The organism is Kitasatospora sp. NPDC127121 (genome assembly GCF_042677305.1).
Lineage (GTDB): Bacteria > Actinomycetota > Actinomycetes > Streptomycetales > Streptomycetaceae > Kitasatospora.
On the sequence record NZ_JBHXTQ010000034.1, the window covers coordinates 1 to 19,445 of the forward strand.

Below are 19,445 nucleotides of genomic sequence, written 5' to 3' on the forward strand. Positions count from 1 at the left end.
GATCCCCGCTCCGAAAAGCGAATCGGCCGCAATCCAATAAAACGAGCACACCGAATAAGAACCAAGCCGCGACAAGACGCGACCCAGCCCGAACCAGGAAATGGTGTTTCAAAAGGATTGGCCGCCCCGGGACCGTCCGCGCCGATGCGTGTCCGGTGCTCCCAGCCAGGCAGCTCGAAGAACTCTACGCGTGATCGCGACCGGATGCAAACGGGGTGCAAAGGGCCGGCCGGACCCCGGGGAGAGGGGTCCGGCCGGCACGACCGCGGGGCGGGGGGATCAGCTGTTGGTGGGGAACCCGAGGTTGATGCCGCCGTGCGAGGGGTCCAGCCAGCGCTGGGTCACGGCCTTGCCGCGGGTGAAGAACTGCACGCCGTCCGGACCGTACGCGTGGGCGTCGCCGAACAGGGAGGCCTTCCACCCGCCGAAGGAGTAGTAGGCGACCGGGACCGGGATCGGCACGTTGATGCCGACCATGCCGACCTCCACCTCGAACTGGAAGCGCCGGGCCGCGCCGCCGTCGTTGGTGAAGAGGGCGGTGCCGTTGCCGTACGGGTTGGCGTTGATCAGTGCCAGGCCCTCGTCGTAGGAGGCGACGCGCACGACGGAGAGGATCGGGCCGAAGATCTCGTCGTTGTAGACGGACATGCCCGGCTTCACGTGGTCGAACAGCGTGGGGCCGAGCCAGAAGCCGTCCGAGGTCGGGGCGCCGTTCTCGTCCTCGGCGGTGACCGGGTGCTTGCGGCCGTCCACGGCGAGCTCGGCGCCGTCGGCGACACCGGACTCGACGTAGGAGGTGACCTTGTCGCGGTGCTGGCCGGTGACCAGCGGGCCCATCTCGGAGTCGCCGTTGCAGCCGGGGCCGACCTTCAGGGTGGCGATCCGCTGCTTGATCTTGTCGACCAGCTCGTCGCCGATCGGGTCGACCGCGACCAGGACGGACACGGCCATGCAGCGCTCGCCGGCCGCGCCGAAGCCCGCGTTGACGGCGGCGTCGGCGGCCAGGTCGAGGTCGGCGTCGGGCAGGACCAGCATGTGGTTCTTGGCGCCGCCCAGGGCCTGCACGCGCTTGCCGTAGCGCGTACCGGTCTCGTAGACGTAGCGGGCGATCGGGGTGGAGCCGACGAAGCTGACGGACTTGACGTCCGGGTGCTCCAGCAGGCGGTCCACGGCGGCCTTGTCGCCGTGCACGACGTTGAAGACGCCGTCCGGCAGGCCTGCCTCCTTCCACAGCCCGGCGAGGAAGTTGGCGGCGGACGGGTCCTTCTCCGAGGGCTTCAGGACGACGGTGTTGCCGGCCGCGATGGCGAGCGGGAAGAACCACATCGGCACCATGGCCGGGAAGTTGAACGGCGAGATGATCGCGACCGGGCCGAGCGGCTGGCGGATCGAGTAGACGTCGACGCCGGTGGACGCCTGCTCGGTGAAGCCGCCCTTGACGAGCTGCGGGATGCCGCAGGCGTACTCGACGACCTCCAGGCCGCGGGCGATCTCGCCGAGCGCATCGGAGTGGACCTTGCCGTGCTCGGACACGATGATCGCGGCCAGCTCGTCGCGGCGGGCGTTCAGCAGCTCGCGGAAGGCGAACAGCACGGTGGTGCGCTTGGCGACCGAGGCGGTGCGCCACTCGGCGAAGGCCGAGGCGGCGGCGGCCACGGCCTGGTCGACCTCGGCGATCCCGGCGAAGTCGACCTGGCCGGCGACCTGGCCGGTGGCCGGGTCGAAGATGTCACCGCGGCGGGGCGCCGCGCCGGCGGTGGCGACGGGCTCGCCGCCGATCCAGTGAGTGATGTGCTTGCTCAAGTCCGTCTGCCTCCGAAGTCCCGGGCGGCGTCCTGCCGCCGGTCCTGTCTGGCGCCGCCCGCGAGTGGGCCGGGCGACGGGATTCACGGGGCTACCGCGTTCGTCTCCAGTCTGGTGCCCGCCGTGCCAGGCCTCAACGAACAGGCTGACGGGGATCGCGGATTCAGCCTTACAGGTCGTCCGGTTGCTCGGCCGAATGCGTGAGGGGGCACGAACGAACGTGTGAAGCCGGACCCGCAAAGACGACCCCGCAAGACGAACACGCCAGGACGAACGCGGCAGGACGAACGCGCCAGGACGAAGCGCCGCCACCCCGCGTTCAGGACTCCTCGTCCTCCAGGTACGGGTCGTGCAGACCGTCGGCCGCCTCCTGGGTCTCCAGCAGGTCCAGCCGCAGGTCCTGGGCCCAGGCGAGCGCCCACCGCTTCAGCCCGCCGACCGCGCGTGCCGCGACACCCCGGGCCCGGAACCGGCCGTCCGCCGCCTCGGCCAGCGTCTCCAGCCGGTCGGCGAGCGCCGCGGGCTGGAAGTCCGCGTCCAATTCGCCTGCCAGCGCGATGAGTTCGCCCTCCCGGTAGCAGTCGGTGAGGGCGTGCACGTCGACCAGGTCCCGCGGCATGCCACGGTCCACCAGCAGCGCGGTGGTGAGCGCGGCGGCGTCCTCCAGGGCGACGACCGGCAGCACAACTGGCAGGACGACCGGCAGCGCCACCGGCAGGGCCGCCGGCAGCGCCACCGCCGGCTCGCCGGGCGGGGGCGCGGCGAGGTCGAAGCGCACCGGCCGGTGGGCCAGCGGCTCCTTCCGCAGCTCCACCGAGTGCGACCGCCCGCCGAGCGCGAGCCGGACGGTGAGCTGCTCCAGCCGCGGCGTGCCCGGGCGTTCGGCGACCCCGCCGCCGGCCGCGCGGTAGGCCTCGCCCAGCGCGGCGGCCACCTCCGGCAGGTCGGCCCCGCCGGTCACCAGGGTGAGTCCGTCCTGCGGGCAGGCCGCGACACCGTGGGCGCGCAGCGCGTGCCCACCGGCCAGGGCGAGCCCGTACCGGTCGCAGACGGGGGCCGCCAGTGCGGCGAGGCGCAGCTGGGTGTGGCCCGGTCGAAGGGGCGCGTCGACGGCGTCCGGGGCGGTGGTCACGTTTCCAGTCTGACGCGACCGCCCGCTCCGCGCGCCACCGCCGGCCGGGGGCCGGAGTCCGGACCGGGGGATCACCAGCCGCTGAGCCCGGCCGCGGCCTCGTGCAGGGCGAGCTCCAGCAGCACCGGGTCGTTGAGCCGTCCGGAGCCGTCGGGCGGGACGAGCCAGCGCACCCCGCGGCTGCGGCGCTCGGGGTGCGGGACGACGATCCAGGTGCCCTCCCCCGCGCTGCGCACGCCCGTCCCGATCCAGCGGGCGGCGGTGCCGACGGGGACCAGGAAGCTGACGTGTTCGTCCCCGAAGTCGGTGAGGACGGGGCCGCAGGAGCCAGGGTCCAGGATCTCCAGGGCCGGGCGCCCGAGCCGTCCGGGGACGGAGAGGACGTCCCAGCGGCGGCCGGCCGGTAGCAGCATCAGCCCCAGCCCGGTGCGCTCCCATTGCTCCCGGAAGGCCTCCGGGTCCGCTGCCACCTGAGCGAGCCAGTGCAGTCCGGTGCTCTCCATGTCTGTCCCCGCTTCTCGCCGCTGGTTCCGGTCGGGTCGTCCTGGTCGGGACGCGGCGGGGAGACCGAGACCCGCCGTCACCAAGGAGAGGCGGACGGCGGGTCTCTCTTACACGGATAGCAGGGATAGCACGGATAGCAGGGATAACACGGATGGCGAGGTCAGCTCACGGACAACGAGGTCAACTGTCGAAGCCGAGCCCCATGCGGTCGAGCGTGCGCAGCCAGAGGTTGCGGTGGCCGCCGTTGCGGTCCGCGCGCTCCAGCGAGCGGGTGGTGATCTCGATCCCGGCCCAGCGCACCGGCTCGGGCGGGAACGGCAGCGGCTTGCTGCGCACCATGTCCAGCGAGGTGCGCTCGGTGCGCTCGCCGGACAGCAGGTCGAGCATCACCTCGGCGCCGAAGCGCGTCGCGCCGACGCCGAGCCCGGTGTACCCGGCCGCGTACGCGACCTTGCCCCGGTAGGCGGTGTCGAAGAACGCCGAGAACCGGGTGCAGGTGTCGATGGCGCCGCCCCAGGCGTGGGTGAACCGCAGGCCCTCCAGCTGCGGGAAGCAGCGGAAGAAGTGGTTCGCCAGCGTGCGGAAGGTCTCCGGCCGCTGGTCGTACTCGTGCCGGACGTGGCCGCCGTAGTGGTAGACGGCGTCGTAGCCGCCCCACAGGATCCGGTTGTCGGCGGAGAGCCGGAAGTAGTGGAACTTGTTGGCGCTGTCGCCGAGTCCCTGCCGGCCGCGCCAGCCGATCGCGGCGAGCTGCTCGTCGCTGAGCGGCTCGGTCATCAGCGCGTAGTCGTACACCGGCACGATGTACGGCCGGACCCTCTTGACCAGCGACGGGAACACGTTGGTGCCGAGTGCGACGCGCCGGGCGAAGACCCGTCCGTACGGGGTGCGGACGGCCATGCCGCTGCCGTACTCCCGCAGGTCGGTGGCCCGGGTGTGCTCGAAGATCCGCACGCCCTGGCCGAGGCAGGCGTCCCGCAGGCCCCAGGCGAGCTTGGCGGGGTGGACCATCGCCACGCCCTCCTTGTCCCAGAGGCCGCCGAGGAAGGTCGGCGAGTCGACCTCGGCGCGCAGCTCGTCGGCGTCCAGGACGGTGATGTCGAAGCCGTACCGGGCGACGGCCTCGGCGATCTCGTGGAGTTCCTCGACCTGGTGCGGCTGGGTGGCGACGTCGATCTCGCCGGTGCGCTCCCACTCGGCGTCGATGCCGTAGCGCTTGAGGGTGGCCTCGATGCCGTCCAGGTTGGCGGCACCGAGGCGTTCCAGCTGGGCGAGTTCGGCGGGCCAGCGTTGCAGGCCGTTGCCGAAGCCGTGGGTGAGGCTGGCCGCGCAGAATCCGCCGTTGCGCCCGGACGCGGCCCACCCGACCTCGTTGCCCTCGACCAGCACGACGTCCAGCGAGGGGTCGCGTTCCTTGGCGATGAGGGCGGTCCAGAGGCCGGAGTAGCCGCCGCCGACGACCAGCAGGTCGCAGGTGGTGTCGCCGACCAGGGCGGGCAGTGCCGCCGGCCGGCCCGGGTCCTCCAGCCAGAAGGGGGTGGGCCTGGCGTCACTGAGTGCGCGGGCGGAGTCCATGCATTATCAGCCACTTTCTGTACTTAGGCGATGGTTTGTTCGGCCACCACACCCGACCGTACGTCAGGCGGTGGCCTTCCGGCGGTTGCCCAGCCACTGGCCGGCGACGGTCAGCGCGACGGCGGCGATGAACATCGCGGTGCCGATGACGTTGACCTGTACCGGGATGCCGCGCTGCGACGCGCCCCAGACGAACATCGGGAAGGTGACCGTGGTCGGGCCCGAGTTGAACTGGGTGATGATGAAGTCGTCGAAGGAGAGCGCGAAGCTGAGCAGCGCTCCCGCCGCGATGCCGGGGGCGGCCAGCGGCAGGGTGACCCGCAGGAAGGTCTGGGTGGGGGTCGCGTAGAGGTCCTGGGCGGCCTGTTCGAGCCTCGGGTCCATGCTCATCACGCGGGCCTTGACGGCCGTCACCACGAAGCTGAGGCAGAACATGATGTGCGCGATGAGGATGGTGGTGAAGCCGAACGGGATGCGCATGTTGAGGAACAGGGTCCCGAGCGAGGCGGCCATGACCACCTCGGGCATGGCCATCGGCAGGAAGATCATCGCGGTGGTGGCCGAGCGGCCGCGGAAGCGGTAGCGGGCCAGCGCGAAGGCGACCATGGTGCCGAGCACGGTGGCGCCGATGGTGGCGAGCACCGCGATCTGCAGGCTGAGCGAGAGCGACTGGCACATGTCGGCCACGCCGCAGGGGTTGGTCCAGGCGTCGGTGGAGAACTCGTTCCACTCGTAGTTGAACTTGCCGACCGGCTTGTTGAACGAGAAGGCGAGCACGACCAGGTTGGGCAGCACCAGGTAGGCGAGGGCCAGCACGCCGGCCAGCACCACCAGGTGGGCGCGTATCCACTTGGTAATCCGGGACATCAGACCAGTTCCTCCGTCCCGGCCTTGCGCATGTAGACCGTCACCATGCCCAGGATCAGGGCCATCAGGATGAAGCTCAGTGCGGCAGCCGTGGGGTAGTCGAGCACGTTCAGGAACTGCTTCTGGATGCCGTTGCCGACCATCTGCTCGCTCGGCGAGCCCAGCAGCTGGGCGTTGATGTAGTCGCCGGAAGCCGGGATGAAGGTGAGCAGGGTGCCGGCAACCACGCCGGGCAGCGAGATCGGGAAGGTGACCTTGCGGAAGGTGGTGAACGGCCGGGCGTACAGGTCGCCGGCCGCCTCGTGCAGGCGGGGGTCGATCCGCTCCAGCGAGGTGTACAGCGGCAGGATCATGAACGGCAGGAAGTTGTAGGTGAGACCGCAGACCACGGCGAGCGGCGTGGCGAGCACCCGGTCGCCGGAGGTGAGGCCGAGCGCGTTGGTGACGTCCAGGACGTGCAGGGTGTTGAGCACCCCGACCACCGGCCCGCCGTCGGACAGGATGGTCTTCCAGGCCAGCGTGCGGATCAGGAAGCTGGTGAAGAACGGCGCGATGACCAGGATCAGGATGACGTTGCGCCAGCGCTTGCCGGCCTTGAAGGCGATCGTGTACGCGAGCGGGTAGCCGACGGCCAGGCAGAGCACGGTGGCGATGCCCGCGTAGGAGAACGAGCGGACGAAGTGCCACTTGTACTCGACCAGGGCGTCCCAGTAGGTCGCGAGGTGCCAGGTGACCTTGAAGCCCGCTTCGAGCGAGCCGGTCTGCAGCGAGGTGGACGCCTGGTAGACCATCGGGACGGCGAAGAAGACGACGAGCCAGGCGATGCCGGGCAGCAGCAGCCAGTACGCGGTGAGCTTGCGCTTCGGCTTCCGTGCCGGTTCCGCGAGCGGTATGACCTGTGACGGAGCGGCCGGGGTGGTGGTGGTCATGCGGCCTCCTCCGCGGTGCCCGCGTCGATCGCCTGCGCGGCGTCCAGGGCGAAGGAGTGCGCCGGGTTCCAGTGCAGCAGGACGGGCGCGCCGGGGACGATCCGGGCGTCGCGCTCCATGTTCTGCTCGAAGACGGTGACCTCCTGGCCGCCGTCGGTGCGCACCACGTACTGGGTGGAGACGCCGATGAAGCTGGAGTCGAGGACGGTGCCGGCCAGCCGGTTGCGGCCGTCGGCGACCTCGGCGGAGGCGTGCGCGATGGTGATCTTCTCCGGGCGCACGCCCAGGTGAACCTGCCTGGCCTCGGTGGCGCAGCGCGCCTTGGGCACGGCGAGGCGGACGCCGGCCGCGGTGAGCAGCAGGTCGCCGCCGTCGGTGCCGGTGACCTCGGCGGGCAGCAGGTTGGACTGGCCGAGGAAGTTGGCCACGAAGGTGGTGGCGGGGTTCTCGTACAGCTCGGCGGGGGCGCCCAGTTGCTCGACCCGGCCGCCGTTCATCACCGCGATGGTGTCGGCCATCGTCATGGCCTCCTCCTGGTCGTGGGTGACGTGCACGAAGGTGATGCCGACCTCGGTCTGGATCCGCTTGAGCTCCAGCTGCATCTGGCGGCGGAGCTTGAGGTCGAGTGCGCCGAGCGGCTCGTCGAGGAGCAGCACCTGGGGGTGGTTGATCAGGGCGCGGGCGACGGCGACGCGCTGCTGCTGGCCGCCGGAGAGCTGGTGCGGCTTGCGCCGGGCGTACTGGCCGAGTTCGACCAGCTCCAGCATCTCCTCGACCTGCTTCTTGACGTCCTTGCGGCCGCGGCGGCGCAGGCCGAAGGCGACGTTCTCGAAGATGTCGAGGTGCGGGAAGAGCGCGTAGCTCTGGAAGACGGTGTTCACCGGCCGCTTGTACGGGGGCAGGGCGGTGACGTCCTGGCCGCCGATCAGGACGGTGCCGCTGGTGGGCTCCTCCAGGCCGGCGATCATGCGCAGGGTGGTGGTCTTGCCGCAGCCGGAGGCGCCGAGCAGGGCGAAGAAGGAGCCCTGCGGGACGGTGAGGTCGAGCGGGTGGACGGCGGTGAAGGCGCCGTAGGTCTTGCCGATGCCGGTGAGGCGGACGTCGCCGCCGGCGGCCGCGTCGCGCTGCTGGTCTGTCATGGGTGTCTTCCTGGGTTCTCTGCCGGGAGTGGGCCGCGCGTGGGGGGGTCAGGCGCCGATGAGCTTGGAGAACTTCTGCTCGAAGTCGCTCTCCTCGGTCTCGGTGAGAGTGCGGAACACGTGCGACTTGGCCGCCATCTCGGGGGTGGGTACGACCAGCGGGTTGGCCGCGCTGTCCGGGGCGAGGGCGCCGAGTTCGTCCTTCATCCCGGTGACGGCGGAGACGAAGCCGATGCCCGCGACCAGCTGCGCCGCGATCTTCGGCTGATAGTAGAAGTCGATCAGCTTTTCCGCGTTCGCCTTGTGCTGCGCCCGGGCCGGGATCAGCATGTTGTCCGTCGAGGAGACGTAGCCCTTCTCCGGGATGACGAACTCGATGTCCGGGTTGTCGGCGCGCAGTTGGATCAGGTCACCGCCCCAGGCGACGCAGGCCGCGATGTCGCCGGAGGACAGCTCCTGGCCGTAGTCGTTGCCGGTGAAACGGCGGATCTGCTTGCTGTCGACGCCCTTCTGCAGCCGGGCGACGGCGGCGTCGTAGTCGTCGGCGGTGAACTTCGCCGGGTCCTTGCCCAGGTCCAGCAGGGTGATCCCGATGCTGTCGCGCATCTCGGAGAGGAAGGTGACCCGGCCCTTGAGGTCGGGGTCGTCCAGCAGTTGGGAGACGCTGGTGACCTCCTTCCCCTTGGTCGCCTTCTTGTTGTAGGCGATGACGACCTGGATGCCGGCCCACGGGTAGGAGTACAGCCGGCCCGGGTCCCAGTCGGGGGCGCGGAAGCGGGAGTCGATGGTGGTGATCGCGGTGGTGACGTTCGCCGGGTTGAGCTTCTGCGCCCAGCCGAGCCGGATCATCCGGGCGGCCATCCAGTCGGTGAGGACCATCAGGTCGCGGCCGGTGTCCTGGCCGGCCGCGAGCTGCGGCTTGACCTTGCCGAAGAACTCGACGTTGTCGTTGACGTCCTCGTTGTACCTGACCTTGACGCCGGTGGCCGCGGTGAAGGCGTCCAGGGTGCCGTGCTTCTCCTTGTCCTTCTCGTCGGTGTCGATGTACAGCGGCCAGTTGGAGAAGTTGACCACCTTCTCGGTGTCCGAGAGGTCCTTGGCGGCGTTGGCGGTCGAGTCGCCGCCGACGGTCCTGGCCGCCGGGATCCCGCAGGCGGCCAGCGTGCCCGCACCGGCGGTCAGCGCGGCGGCCCGCAGCAGGGTGCGGCGGCCGATCGCGGCCCGGCCGCTGGTCAGGCTGCGTTCCCAGGCCTTGCGGACCGGTTCGGGCAGACCGTCGGTGAACTCGTTGAACGCCATGGAACGGGCCTCCTGGGGGTAAGAGGTCGAATCGGGGCGCCCTGGGGGCGGCGCCCCTGGGCAGGGGTTATCTGTCTCCGAAGACGGTGCGGTGCCAGTCCTTGCGGGCCACCGCGGTGGTGTCGAACATGACGTGCTTGACCTGGGTGTACTCGTCCAGCGAGTACTGGGACATGTCCTTGCCGTAGCCGGACGCCTTGTAGCCGCCGTGCGGCATCTCGCTGATGATCGGGATGTGGTCGTTGACCCAGACGCACCCGGCCGCGATCTCCCGGGTGGCGCGCAGCGAGCGGTGCACGTTGCCCGTCCAGGCGGAGGCGGCCAGGCCGTAGGGGGTGTCGTTGGCCAGCCGCAGGCCCTCGTCGTCGGTGTCGAAGGGCAGCACGACGAGCACCGGGCCGAAGATCTCGCCCTGGACCACCTCGCTGTCCTGGGCGGCGCCGGTGATCAGGGTGGGCGCGTAGTACGCGCCGCGGGTGAGGTCGGTGCCGTCGTGGCCCTTCTCCGGCGCGCGGCCGCCGGTGACCACGGTGGCGTAGGAGCGGGCGCGTTCGACGAAGCCGGCCACCCGGTCCCGGTGGGTGTACGAGACCAGCGGGCCGAGGTCGGTGTGCGGGTTGAGCGGGTCGCCGATCCGGATCGCGGCGTACAGCTCGGCCACGCCGGCCACGAACGCGTCGTACAGCGGGCGCTGGACGTACGCGCGGGTGGCGGCGGTGCAGTCCTGGCCGCCGTTGATCAGCGAGGCGGCGACCGCGCCGTGCACGGCGGCGTCGAGGTCGGCGTCGTCGAAGACCACGAACGGGGCCTTGCCGCCGAGCTCCAGGTGGGTGCGCTTGACGCTCGCGGTGGCGAGTTCGGCGACCCTGCGGCCGACCGGGGTGGAGCCGGTGAAGGACACCATGGCGACGTCCGGGTGCGCGACCAGGTGCTCGCCGGTGGTGCGTCCGGCGCCGGTGACCACGTTGACCACGCCGTCGGGGATGCCCGCCTCGGTGCAGGCCCGGGCGAACATCAGCGAGGTGAGCGGGGTCAGCTCGGACGGCTTGAGCACGATGGTGTTGCCCGCCGCGATCGCCGGCAGGACCTTCCAGGCGGCCATCTGCAGCGGGTAGTTCCACGGCGAGATCGAGCCGACCACGCCGATCGCCTCGCGGCGCACGTAGGAGGTGTGGTCGCCGGAGTACTCGCCGGCCGCCTTGCCCTCCAGGTTGCGGGCGGCGCCGGCGAAGAACGCCACGTTGTCGATGGTGCCGGGGACGTCGAACTCGGTGGCCAGCTTGACCGGCTTGCCGGTCTGCGCGGTCTCCACCCGGGCGAGGTCGGCGCTCGCCGAGGTCAGGACGGCGGCCAGTGCGGTCAGCGCCTCGGAGCGGGCGCCGGGGGTGGCGCGGGACCAGCCGGGCAGGGCCGCCTTCGCGGCGGCCACGGCCGCGTCGACCTCGCCGGTGGTGGCCAGGGCGACCTGCTCGACCACGCTGCCGTCCGCGGGGTTGACGACCTGGAAGGGCTCGCCGCTCCCCCGGGTCTGACGGCCCGCGATGTACTGCGCGCCCGCGCCGAAGTCGGTCAGGTCCATCTGGTTCCTCCAAGTGCCGGTGGGTCGACTGCCACGGCGATTCTCACGGTTGTGCGGTGGGGGAATCCGACCGGCTGATCACCGGGGTTGCGCGATCCTGGCAGTCCGGCGGACTCCGGGCAAGGGATTCCGCTGTTGCATTCCGGCAACGCGATGGATTCCGGCGTGAGGTCTGTTTTTCGCCACAGCCGACCCGCTGACCATGCCCGGTGCCGCCCCGGCGTGACAAGGGTCACTCCGACAACCTCGGTGGGTAGGGCCTTACAGGGTGCAAGGGTTCACCGAGGGCGACAGGTCGTCGCCGCGATGGATGATTTACCTGACACTCTGGTCCCTCAAGGCCCTGGAGGCCCGCGATGCTCCCCACCGTCGCCCGCGTGCTCGACCTGGAGGTGATGCGGCGCGGCCTGCCCCAGGTCGTCGCCGGCGCCGACCACCTGGAGCGGCCGGTCCGCTGGGTCCACGTGAGCGAACTGCCCGACGTCGCCGGGATGCTCCAGGGCGGCGAACTGGTGCTCACCACCGGCATCGCGCTGCCCGACGACCGCGAGGGCCTGGCCCGCTACGTCCGCGAACTGGACGAGGTGGGGGTCGCCGGACTGGTCGTCGAGTACGGCCGGCGCTACTTCGACTCGCTGCCCCGCGCCCTGGTGCACGCCGCCGAACAGCGCGGCCTGCCACTGATCACGCTCCGCCGCGAGCTGCGCTTCGTCGCCGTCACCGAGGCCGTGCACGCGCTGGTGGTCAACGCCCAGCTGGAGCAGCTGCGCGTCTCCGAGGCCGTCCACCAGGTGTTCAACGAGCTGGTGGTGGAGGGCGCCGAGCCGCCCGAGGTGATCCGCCAGGTGGCCCGGATGGCGGGCGCGCCGGTCGTCCTGGAGAACCTCGCGCACCAGGTGCTCGCCCACGACACCGCCGGCCGCCCGGAGGTCGAACTGCTGGAGGACTGGGAGCGCCGCTCCCGCGGGGTCCGCCCGCCCGGCCGCACCGGGCACGACCCGCGCAGCGGCTGGCTGGTGACCACGGTCGGCGCCCGCGGCCAGGACTGGGGCCGGCTGGTGCTGGTGCAGGATCCGGGCCCGCTGCCCGAGAACGAGGCCCACCCGCACACCATGCTGCTGGAACGCGGCGCCTCCGCCCTGGCGCTCAACCGGCTGGTGGTGCGCGACCGGGAGAGCCTGGAGCGGCAGACCCACCGCACCCTGCTGTCCGGCATCCTCACCCACGCGCTGACCGTCTCCGAGGTGGCCCTGCGCGCCCAGGCGCTCGGCGTCCCGCTGGAGGGCCGCCGGCTGGTCGGAGTGGTGCTGCGGCAGCGGCGCGGCCCGATCCCGGCCGCCCTGGAGGCGCAGGCCCGGCTGCGCGACTTCACCGAGCTCGCCGCGGGAGCCGTCCGGGCCTGCCGGCTCTCCGCCCTGGTCGGCGCGCTGGACGACGAGGGCGTCGGCGTGCTGATCACGCTCGGCACCCAGCAGGACGAGCACGCCGCCCTGGACGCCTTCTCGGCCACGCTGCGCCGGATGTCGGCCGAGGCCGGCCGGGACGACGACGCCGCCGCACCCGCCCCGGTGGTCGCGGTCGGCTCCTCGGTCGGCTCCGTCCGGGACGCCCGGCGCACCCTGCTGGAGGCCACCCAGGTCGCCGACGCGGCCCTGCACGACGCGCCCGGCGGCCGGGCCGCCTCGTACTACCGGCTGCCGGACGTCCGGCTGCGCGGCCTGCTCCACCTGCTGCGCGACGACGCCCGGCTGCAGACCTACGTGGAGCGGGAGCTGGGCCCGCTGCTGGCCCACGACGCCGAGCACAACGGCCAGTTGGTGCAGATGCTGCGGATCTACCTGGAGCAGGGCCGGAACAAGTCGGCGGCGGCCGACGCCGCGCACCTGTCCCGGCCGTCCTTCTACGACCGCCTGCACAAGGTCGAGCGGATCCTCGGCGTCGACCTCGACCAGGTGGAGTCCTGCCTCTCCCTGCACGTGGCGCTGCTCGCCCTGGACGCCGTCCGCCGCTGACCGCCGACCGCCGACCACTGACCACTGACCGCTGACCGCTGACCGCTGACCGCTGACCGCCGGTGGCCTACACGCCGGTGATGCGCCCCCAGACCTTGTGCAGTTCGGGCCGCTCCGCCGAGGTGACGTCGCGCATGGTGTGCAGCCGGGCGCGCATCTCGTCGGTCGGGAAGAGCAGCGGGTTCTCCGCCAGTTCGGCCTTGTCCTTGTCGCCGCTGGCCGCCAGCACCTCGCGGGCGGCTGGCACCGGGCAGATGTACTGGACGAACGCGGCGAGTTCGGCGGCCACCTCGGGCTGGTAGTAGTGGTCGATCAGCAGCTCGGCGTTGCGCTTGTGCCGGGCCCGGTTGGGGATCATCAGGCTCTCCGCCCACAGTTCGCCGCCCTCCTGCGGCACCACGAACTCGATGTCCGGGTTCTGGGCGGTCAGTTGGACGGCGTCGCCGGAGTAGGCCTGGCAGGCGACGGCGGCACCGGAGGCGAGGTCGCTGGTGTAGTCGTTGCCGGTGAAGCGGCGGATGTGGCCGGTGTCGACCATCTTCTGCACGGTGTCCATCGCCCGGTGCGCGTCGTCCTCGCCGAACCGGGAGACGTCCGCACCCTGGGCGAGCATCAGCAGCCCGAGCGCCTCGTCCAGCCCGGCGAACAGGGTGACCCGGCCCTTGAGATCGGGCGCCCAGAGGTCCGCGGTCGACTTCAGCTCCCGGCCGAGCGCCTTGCGGTTGTACGCGATGCCGGTGATCCCGGACTGCCAGGGCACGCTGCGCCGGCGCCCGGGGTCGAAGGCCGGGTCGGCGAGCTGCGGGTCCAGGTTGGCAGTGACGTTGGGCAGGTTGGCCCGGTCCATGGCCTGCACCCAGCCGAGCGAGACGTACCGGCCGGCCATCCAGTCGCTGACCACCATGAGGTCCCGGCCGGGGTCGGCGCCCTGGGTGAGCACCGGGCTGATCTTTCCGAAGAACTCGTCGTTGTCGTTGATGTCCTCGGTGTAGGTGACCGCGATGCCGGTCCGCTCGGTGAAGGCGTCCAGGGTCGGCCGGTGGCCCTGGTCGTCGGTGTCGATGTACTGGGTCCAGTTGGAGAAGGCGAGCCGCTGCTCGCGGTCCGAGCGGTCCTGGACCGAGCGGCGGTCCTCGGCGACGTACGCGGACGGGATGCCGCAGCCGGTCAGCGTGCCGGCGCCGAGCAGCGCGGCCCCGCCGAGCGCCGAACGCCGGCGGATCGTACGGGAGTTGTGGGGGCGGGTCGGGGTGGTGCTGCTGGGCATGGGGAAGGCCTCCGGAGCGTGGGACGGCCCCGGGCGTGCGCGACACCCGGGGCCGTCCGGTCGGTACGTCAGACGGTGTGCGCGTCGGCGAGCGACAGCACCTCGTCGAGCACCGCGAGACCGGTCTTGGCCTCCTCCTCGGTGACGGTGCACGGCGGGACGACGTGGAGGCGGTTCATGTTGACGAACGGCCAGAGCCCGCGCTGCTTGCAGGCGGCGGCCAGCTCGGCCATCGGCGCGTTGGCGGGGCCGGCCGCGTTGTACGGGACCAGCGGCTCGCGGGTCCCGCGGTCCTTCACCAGGTCGAGCGCCCAGAACACGCCGAGGCCGCGGACCTCGCCGATCGAGGGGTGCCGCTCGGCCAGCTCCCGCAGGCCGGGGCCGAGCACGGTCTCGCCGATGTGCTTGGCGTTCTCGACGATGCCCTCCTCCGCCATGGCGGTGATGGTGGCGACGGCCGAGGCGCAGGCCAGCGGGTGGCCGGAGTAGGTGAGCCCGCCCGGGAACGCCCGCTCGGCGAAGGTGGCGGCGATCTCGGCGCTGATCGCCACGCCGCCCAGCGGGACGTAGCCCGAGTTGACGCCCTTGGCGAAGGTCAGCAGGTCCGGGGTGACGCCCCAGTGGTCGGCGGCGAACCACTCGCCGGTGCGGCCGAAGCCGGCCATCACCTCGTCGAGGATGAACACGATGCCGAAGCGGTCGCAGATCTCCCGCACCCCGGCCAGGTAGCCCGCCGGCGGGATCAGGATGCCCGCGGTACCGACCACGGTCTCCAGGATGATCGCCGCGATCGTCCCGGGGCCCTCGAAGGCGATCACCTGCTCCAGGTGCTCCAGCACACGCTCGCACTCCTGCGCCTCGTTCTCGGCGTGGAAGTTGGAGCGGTAGGCGTACGGGCCCCAGAAGTGCACCACGCCGGAGACGCCGGTCTCGTTGGCCCAGCGCCGCGGGTCGCCGGTGAGGGCGATCGCGTTGGCGGTGGCGCCGTGGTACGAGCGGTAGGCGGACATGACCTTCTGCCGGCCGGTGTGCAGCCGGGCCAGCCGGACGGCGTTCTCGACCGCCTCGGCGCCGCCGTTGGTGAAGAAGATCTTGTCGAGGTCACCGGGGGTGCGCTCGGCGATCAGCCGGGCGGCCTCGCTGCGCGCCTCGACCGCGAAGCCGGGGGCGATGGTGCAGAGCTTCGCCGCCTGCTCCTGGATCGCGGCGACCACCTTCGGGTGCTGGTGGCCGATGTTGGTGTTGACCAGCTGCGAGGAGAAGTCGAGGTAGCGGTTGCCGTCGTAGTCCCAGAAGTACGAGCCCTCGGCGCCGGCCACCGCGAGGGGGTCGATCAGCGCCTGGGCGGACCACGAGTGGAAGACGTGCGCGCGGTCGGCGGCCTTGACCGCCTGGCCGGCGGCTGAGTCAGCGGTGGGGATGCTCATGCCGGTAAGGCTAGGGAGTCGCGGCCCCGAAGTGCAGTTTCATCTTGTCAGCCGGTCACGCGAACGGCCGACAGGATGCAAAGACGCCGGGCCCGGGTCGAAAGGACCCGGGCCCATTGTCCGTTCACACGATGGACGTGCGATCAGATCGCGGTCATACAGCGCCCGACCGTCACGACCCGCTAGATCGCGGTCATACAGCGCTCAACCGTCACGACCCGCTAGATCGCGGTCATGACGTGCTTCACCCGGGTGTAGTCCTCGAAGCCGTACGCGGAGAGGTCCTTGCCGTAGCCGGACTTCTTGAAGCCGCCGTGCGGCATCTCGGCGACCAGCGGGATGTGGGTGTTGATCCAGACGCAGCCGAAGTCCAGGCGGCGCGACATCCGCATGGCGCGGGCGTGGTCCTTGGTCCACACCGAGGAGGCCAGCGCGAAGTCGACGCCGTTGGCGTAGTCGACGGCCTGGTCCTCGTCGGTGAACTTCTGCACGGTGATGACCGGGCCGAAGACCTCGTTCTGGATGATCTCGTCGTCCTGCCGCAGGCCGGAGACGACGGTCGGGGCGTAGAAGTAGCCCTTCTCGCCGACCTGGTGGCCACCGGCCTCGATCTTGGCGTGGGTGGGCAGCCGCTCGATGAAGCCGGCCACCTGCTTCAGCTGGTTGGCGTTGTTCAGCGGGCCGTACAGCACGTCCTCGTCGTCCACGCCGCCGGTCTTGGTCTCGGCCGCGGCCTTGGCCAGCGCCTCGACGAAGGCGTCGTGGATCGACTCGTGCACCAGCACGCGGGTGGCGGCGGTGCAGTCCTGGCCGGCGTTGAAGTAGCCCGCGACCGAGATGCCCTCGACGGCCTCGGCGATGTCGGCGTCCTCGAAGACCACGACCGGGGCCTTGCCGCCCAGCTCCAGGTGGACGCGCTTGACGTCCTTGGAGGCGGACTCGGCGACCTGGATGCCGGCCCGGACCGAACCGGTGATGGAGGCCATCGCCGGGGTCTTGTGCTCGACCATCAGCCGGCCGGACTCGCGGTCGCCGCAGATCACGTTGAAGACGCCGGCCGGCAGCTCCAGGTCCTTGAGGACGCCGCCGATGATCTCGGCGAGCAGGACGGTGGAGGCCGGGGTGGTGTCCGAGGGCTTCAGGACGACGGTGTTGCCCGCGGCGATGGCCGGGGCGAACTTCCAGACGGCCATCATCATCGGGTAGTTCCACGGCGCGACCTGGGCACAGACGCCGACCGGCTCGCGGCGGACGATCGAGGTCATCCCGTCCATGTACTCCCCGGCGGCCTTGCCCTCCAGCATGCGGGCGGCACCGGCGAAGAAGCGGATCTGGTCCACCATCGGACCGATCTCCTCCGAGAGGGTCAGCCCGCGCGGCTTGCCCGTGTTGCGGACCTCCGCCTCGACGAGCTCGTCGGCCCGGGCCTCGACCGCGTCGGCGATCTTGAGCAGCAGCTTCTGGCGGGTGCTCGGGGTGGCGTCGCGCCAGATCGGGAAGGCGGCGGCGGCCGAGGCCATCGCGGCGTCCACATCGGAGGCACCGGACAGCGGGGACGTCGCGTAGGCCTCACCGGTGGTGGGGTCGACGATGTCGAGCGTGCGGCCGTCCGCCGCGTCGACGAACTCACCGTTGATGTAGTTGCGCAGCGTGCGAAGGTCGCTCACGGGGTCTCTCCTCGGTCTGGGCCTGCGGCGTTGCAGTTTCCGGCGCCATGGTACGTCGGCGGGTCCGGCGCACGAAGGGTGTCGGGTGGCCGGGCCCTGGACGGCGCGGTCCACTGGTTTGGGGGAACGCGCGCTGCGCTGCGGGGCTGCGCGCGTACCGTGCCAGGGTAGCCGCATGACTGCCGGTATCGACAGGTGCAGTGCATGTAGGCGATGAAATCCGTACGCGGATTCCAAGATCGCGACGAAATCAGCAGATTCCTCGCTTGCGAACAGGGGAACGATCAGGCACAGTGGCGGCGTGGCCAACCGCGACCGGAACGCGAGCGTTCCCCTCGATGCCGCCTCCAAGGCGATCATCGAGCAGCTCCAGGAGGACGGACGCCGCCCGTACGCCGCCATCGGCAAGGCCGTCGGCCTGTCCGAGGCGGCCGTGCGCCAGCGCGTCCAGAAGCTGCTCGACCAGGGCGTGATGCAGATCGTCGCCGTCACGGACCCGCTCACCGTCGGCTTCACCCGCCAGGCGATGGTCGGCATCCGGGTCGAGGGCGACATCGAGCCCGTCGCCGACGCGCTGGCCGCCCTCGACGAGGTCGACTACGTCGTCTGCACCGCAGGCTCGTTCGACCTCCTGGCCGAACTGGTCTGCGAGGACGACGAGCACCTGCTCGAACTGATCAACAAGCGCATCCGCGCGCTTCCCGGCGTGCGGAGCACCGAGAGCTTCGTCTACCTGAAGCTCCGGAAACAGACCTACACCTGGGGCACCCGATGACAGCCGACCCGGCGCAGAAGGACCTTTCCAAGACCGCCTACGACCACCTGTGGATGCACTTCACCCGCATGTCGTCGTACGAGAACTCCCCCGTGCCGACGATCGTCAAGGGCGAAGGCACCTACGTCTGGGACGACAAGGGACGCAAGTACCTCGACGGCCTCGCCGGCCTGTTCGTCGTCCAGGCCGGCCACGGCCGCGAGGAGCTGGCCGAGGCCGCCGCCAAGCAGGCCAAGGAGCTCGCCTTCTTCCCGGTGTGGAGCTACGCCCACCCGAAGGCCGTCGAGCTGGCCGAGCGCCTGGCCAACTACGCCCCGGGCGACCTGAACAAGGTCTTCTTCTCCACCGGTGGCGGCGAGGCCGTCGAGACCGCCTGGAAGCTCGCCAAGCAGTACTTCAAGCTGACCGGCAAGCCGACCAAGTACAAGGTCATCTCGCGCGCCGTCGCCTACCACGGCACCCCGCAGGGCGCCCTGTCGATCACCGGCCTGCCGGGCCTGAAGGCCCCGTTCGAGCCGCTGGTGCCGGGCACCCACAAGGCCCCGAACACCAACATCTACCGCGCCCCCGCCTTCCTCGAAGGCCCGGACGGCACGGTCGACCCCGAGGCCTACGGCCGCTGGTGCGCCGACGAGATCGAGGTGGCCATCCTCAACGAGGGCGCCGAGACCGTCGCCGCCGTCTTCGTCGAGCCGGTGCAGAACGCCGGTGGCTGCTTCCCGCCGCCGCCCGGGTACTTCCAGCGCCTGCGCGAGATCTGCGACCGCCACGACGTGCTGCTGGTCTCGGACGAGGTCATCTGCGCCTTCGGCCGCCTGGGCACCATGTTCGGCGCCGACAAGTTCGGCTACCAGCCCGACATGATCACCTGCGCCAAGGGCATGACCTCGGGCTACTCCCCGATCGGCGCCACGATCATCTCGGACCGCCTCGCCGAGCCGTTCTACAAGGGCGACAACACCTTCCTGCACGGCTACACCTTCGGCGGCCACCCGGTCTCCTCCGCGGTGGCGCTGGCCAACCTCGACATCTTCGAGCGCGAGGGCCTGAACCAGCACGTCCTCGACAACGAGGCCGCGTTCCTGGGCACCCTGAACAAGCTGCGCGACCTGCCGATCGTCGGCGACGTCCGCGGCAACGGGTACTTCTACGGCATCGAGCTCGTGAAGGACAAGGTCACCAAGGAGTCGTTCAACGACGACGAGGTCGAGCGCGTCCTCTACGGCTTCCTGTCGAAGGCCCTCTTCGACAACGGCCTGTACTGCCGCGCCGACGACCGTGGCGACCCGGTCATCCAGCTGGCCCCGCCGCTGATCTCCAACCAGTCGACCTTCGACGAGATCGAGCAGATCCTGCGGACCAGCCTCACCGACGCGTGGGCGAAGATCTGACCCCCTGATCCTCCTTCCCCACCCTCCGCCGAAGGGCGGTCCCACTCCCCCGGGACCGCCCTTCGGCGTTTTTCCGGCG

Annotated in this window: 15 protein-coding genes; 3 read left to right on the top strand and 12 right to left on the bottom strand. The window is 70.9% G+C overall.

Features of this window, described 5'->3' with window-relative positions; all coding sequences use genetic code 11:
• Positions 1-279: 279 nt before the first annotated feature.
• The 9 genes from ACFVHI_RS18410 to ACFVHI_RS18450 form a co-directional block, all read right to left on the bottom strand.
• Complete coding sequence (locus tag ACFVHI_RS18410; RefSeq protein ID WP_350882849.1) at positions 280-1,803, bottom strand: CoA-acylating methylmalonate-semialdehyde dehydrogenase; 1,524 nt, start codon at positions 1,801-1,803, stop codon at positions 280-282.
• 319 nt (positions 1,804-2,122) lie between these two features.
• Positions 2,123-2,935: a hypothetical protein gene (locus ACFVHI_RS18415; RefSeq protein ID WP_380340573.1), complete on the bottom strand. Its 813-nt coding sequence runs from the start codon at positions 2,933-2,935 to the stop codon at positions 2,123-2,125.
• A 71-nt stretch (positions 2,936-3,006) separates the two neighbouring features.
• Complete coding sequence (locus tag ACFVHI_RS18420; protein WP_063347650.1) at positions 3,007-3,438, bottom strand: hypothetical protein; 432 nt, start codon at positions 3,436-3,438, stop codon at positions 3,007-3,009.
• Positions 3,439-3,619: 181 nt separating this feature from the next.
• Positions 3,620-5,014, bottom strand: coding sequence for an FAD-binding oxidoreductase (locus ACFVHI_RS18425; protein ID WP_063347651.1), 1,395 nt, complete (start codon positions 5,012-5,014; stop codon positions 3,620-3,622).
• Between the two features lie 63 nt (positions 5,015-5,077).
• On the bottom strand, positions 5,078-5,881 hold the full coding sequence (locus ACFVHI_RS18430) for an ABC transporter permease (RefSeq protein ID WP_063347652.1): 804 nt from the start codon (positions 5,879-5,881) through the stop codon (positions 5,078-5,080).
• Positions 5,881-6,810, bottom strand: coding sequence for an ABC transporter permease (locus tag ACFVHI_RS18435; protein ID WP_063347653.1), 930 nt, complete (start codon positions 6,808-6,810; stop codon positions 5,881-5,883). Before ACFVHI_RS18435 ends, ACFVHI_RS18430 begins: the two co-directional genes overlap by 1 nt.
• Positions 6,807-7,949: an ABC transporter ATP-binding protein gene (locus ACFVHI_RS18440; protein WP_380340579.1), complete on the bottom strand. Its 1,143-nt coding sequence runs from the start codon at positions 7,947-7,949 to the stop codon at positions 6,807-6,809. Before ACFVHI_RS18440 ends, ACFVHI_RS18435 begins: the two co-directional genes overlap by 4 nt.
• 48 nt (positions 7,950-7,997) lie before the next feature.
• Positions 7,998-9,248 carry a spermidine/putrescine ABC transporter substrate-binding protein gene (locus ACFVHI_RS18445; protein ID WP_380340582.1) on the bottom strand — a complete coding sequence of 417 codons (1,251 nt, stop codon included), beginning with the start codon at positions 9,246-9,248 and terminating at the stop codon, positions 7,998-8,000.
• Positions 9,249-9,315: 67 nt separating this feature from the next.
• On the bottom strand, positions 9,316-10,827 hold the full coding sequence (locus tag ACFVHI_RS18450; RefSeq protein ID WP_063347656.1) for a gamma-aminobutyraldehyde dehydrogenase: 1,512 nt from the start codon (positions 10,825-10,827) through the stop codon (positions 9,316-9,318).
• 356 nt (positions 10,828-11,183) lie between these two features.
• On the opposite strand from ACFVHI_RS18450, the gene ACFVHI_RS18455 reads away from it, so the two are divergent.
• On the top strand, positions 11,184-12,839 hold the full coding sequence (locus ACFVHI_RS18455) for a PucR family transcriptional regulator (protein WP_380340586.1): 1,656 nt from the start codon (positions 11,184-11,186) through the stop codon (positions 12,837-12,839).
• 67 nt (positions 12,840-12,906) lie between these two features.
• Here the strand turns inward: ACFVHI_RS18455 and ACFVHI_RS18460 are convergent, their stop codons facing one another.
• From ACFVHI_RS18460 to ACFVHI_RS18470, 3 genes are all read right to left on the bottom strand, one after another.
• Positions 12,907-14,106, bottom strand: a complete 1,200-nt coding sequence (locus ACFVHI_RS18460; protein WP_380340589.1) for a spermidine/putrescine ABC transporter substrate-binding protein — start codon at positions 14,104-14,106, stop codon at positions 12,907-12,909.
• 68 nt (positions 14,107-14,174) lie between these two features.
• Positions 14,175-15,533, bottom strand: coding sequence for an aspartate aminotransferase family protein (locus ACFVHI_RS18465; RefSeq protein WP_380340592.1), 1,359 nt, complete (start codon positions 15,531-15,533; stop codon positions 14,175-14,177).
• A gap of 221 nt (positions 15,534-15,754) precedes the next feature.
• Complete coding sequence (locus ACFVHI_RS18470) at positions 15,755-17,200, bottom strand: gamma-aminobutyraldehyde dehydrogenase (RefSeq protein WP_380340595.1); 1,446 nt, start codon at positions 17,198-17,200, stop codon at positions 15,755-15,757.
• A gap of 301 nt (positions 17,201-17,501) precedes the next feature.
• Between ACFVHI_RS18470 and ACFVHI_RS18475 the strand changes: the two genes are divergently transcribed.
• The gene (locus tag ACFVHI_RS18475) at positions 17,502-17,975 is read left to right on the top strand and encodes an Lrp/AsnC family transcriptional regulator (protein WP_030243538.1); all 474 of its coding nucleotides are present in this window, start codon (positions 17,502-17,504) and stop codon (positions 17,973-17,975) included.
• On the top strand, positions 17,972-19,366 hold the full coding sequence (locus ACFVHI_RS18480; protein WP_063347661.1) for an aspartate aminotransferase family protein: 1,395 nt from the start codon (positions 17,972-17,974) through the stop codon (positions 19,364-19,366). Before ACFVHI_RS18475 ends, ACFVHI_RS18480 begins: the two co-directional genes overlap by 4 nt.
• The last annotated feature ends 79 nt before the right edge of the window (positions 19,367-19,445 follow it).

Coding starts and splice junctions, on each gene's coding strand:
- ACFVHI_RS18420 (WP_063347650.1), bottom strand. CDS start 3,438: ATGGAGAGCACCGGACTGCACTGGCTCGCTCAGGTGGCAGCGGACCCG.
- ACFVHI_RS18425 (WP_063347651.1), bottom strand. CDS start 5,014: ATGGACTCCGCCCGCGCACTCAGTGACGCCAGGCCCACCCCCTTCTGG.
- ACFVHI_RS18430 (WP_063347652.1), bottom strand. CDS start 5,881: ATGTCCCGGATTACCAAGTGGATACGCGCCCACCTGGTGGTGCTGGCC.
- ACFVHI_RS18435 (WP_063347653.1), bottom strand. CDS start 6,810: ATGACCACCACCACCCCGGCCGCTCCGTCACAGGTCATACCGCTCGCG.
- ACFVHI_RS18440 (WP_380340579.1), bottom strand. CDS start 7,949: ATGACAGACCAGCAGCGCGACGCGGCCGCCGGCGGCGACGTCCGCCTC.
- ACFVHI_RS18445 (WP_380340582.1), bottom strand. CDS start 9,248: ATGGCGTTCAACGAGTTCACCGACGGTCTGCCCGAACCGGTCCGCAAG.
- ACFVHI_RS18450 (WP_063347656.1), bottom strand. CDS start 10,827: ATGGACCTGACCGACTTCGGCGCGGGCGCGCAGTACATCGCGGGCCGT.
- ACFVHI_RS18455 (WP_380340586.1), top strand. CDS start 11,184: ATGCTCCCCACCGTCGCCCGCGTGCTCGACCTGGAGGTGATGCGGCGC.
- ACFVHI_RS18460 (WP_380340589.1), bottom strand. CDS start 14,106: ATGCCCAGCAGCACCACCCCGACCCGCCCCCACAACTCCCGTACGATC.
- ACFVHI_RS18465 (WP_380340592.1), bottom strand. CDS start 15,533: ATGAGCATCCCCACCGCTGACTCAGCCGCCGGCCAGGCGGTCAAGGCC.
- ACFVHI_RS18480 (WP_063347661.1), top strand. CDS start 17,972: ATGACAGCCGACCCGGCGCAGAAGGACCTTTCCAAGACCGCCTACGAC.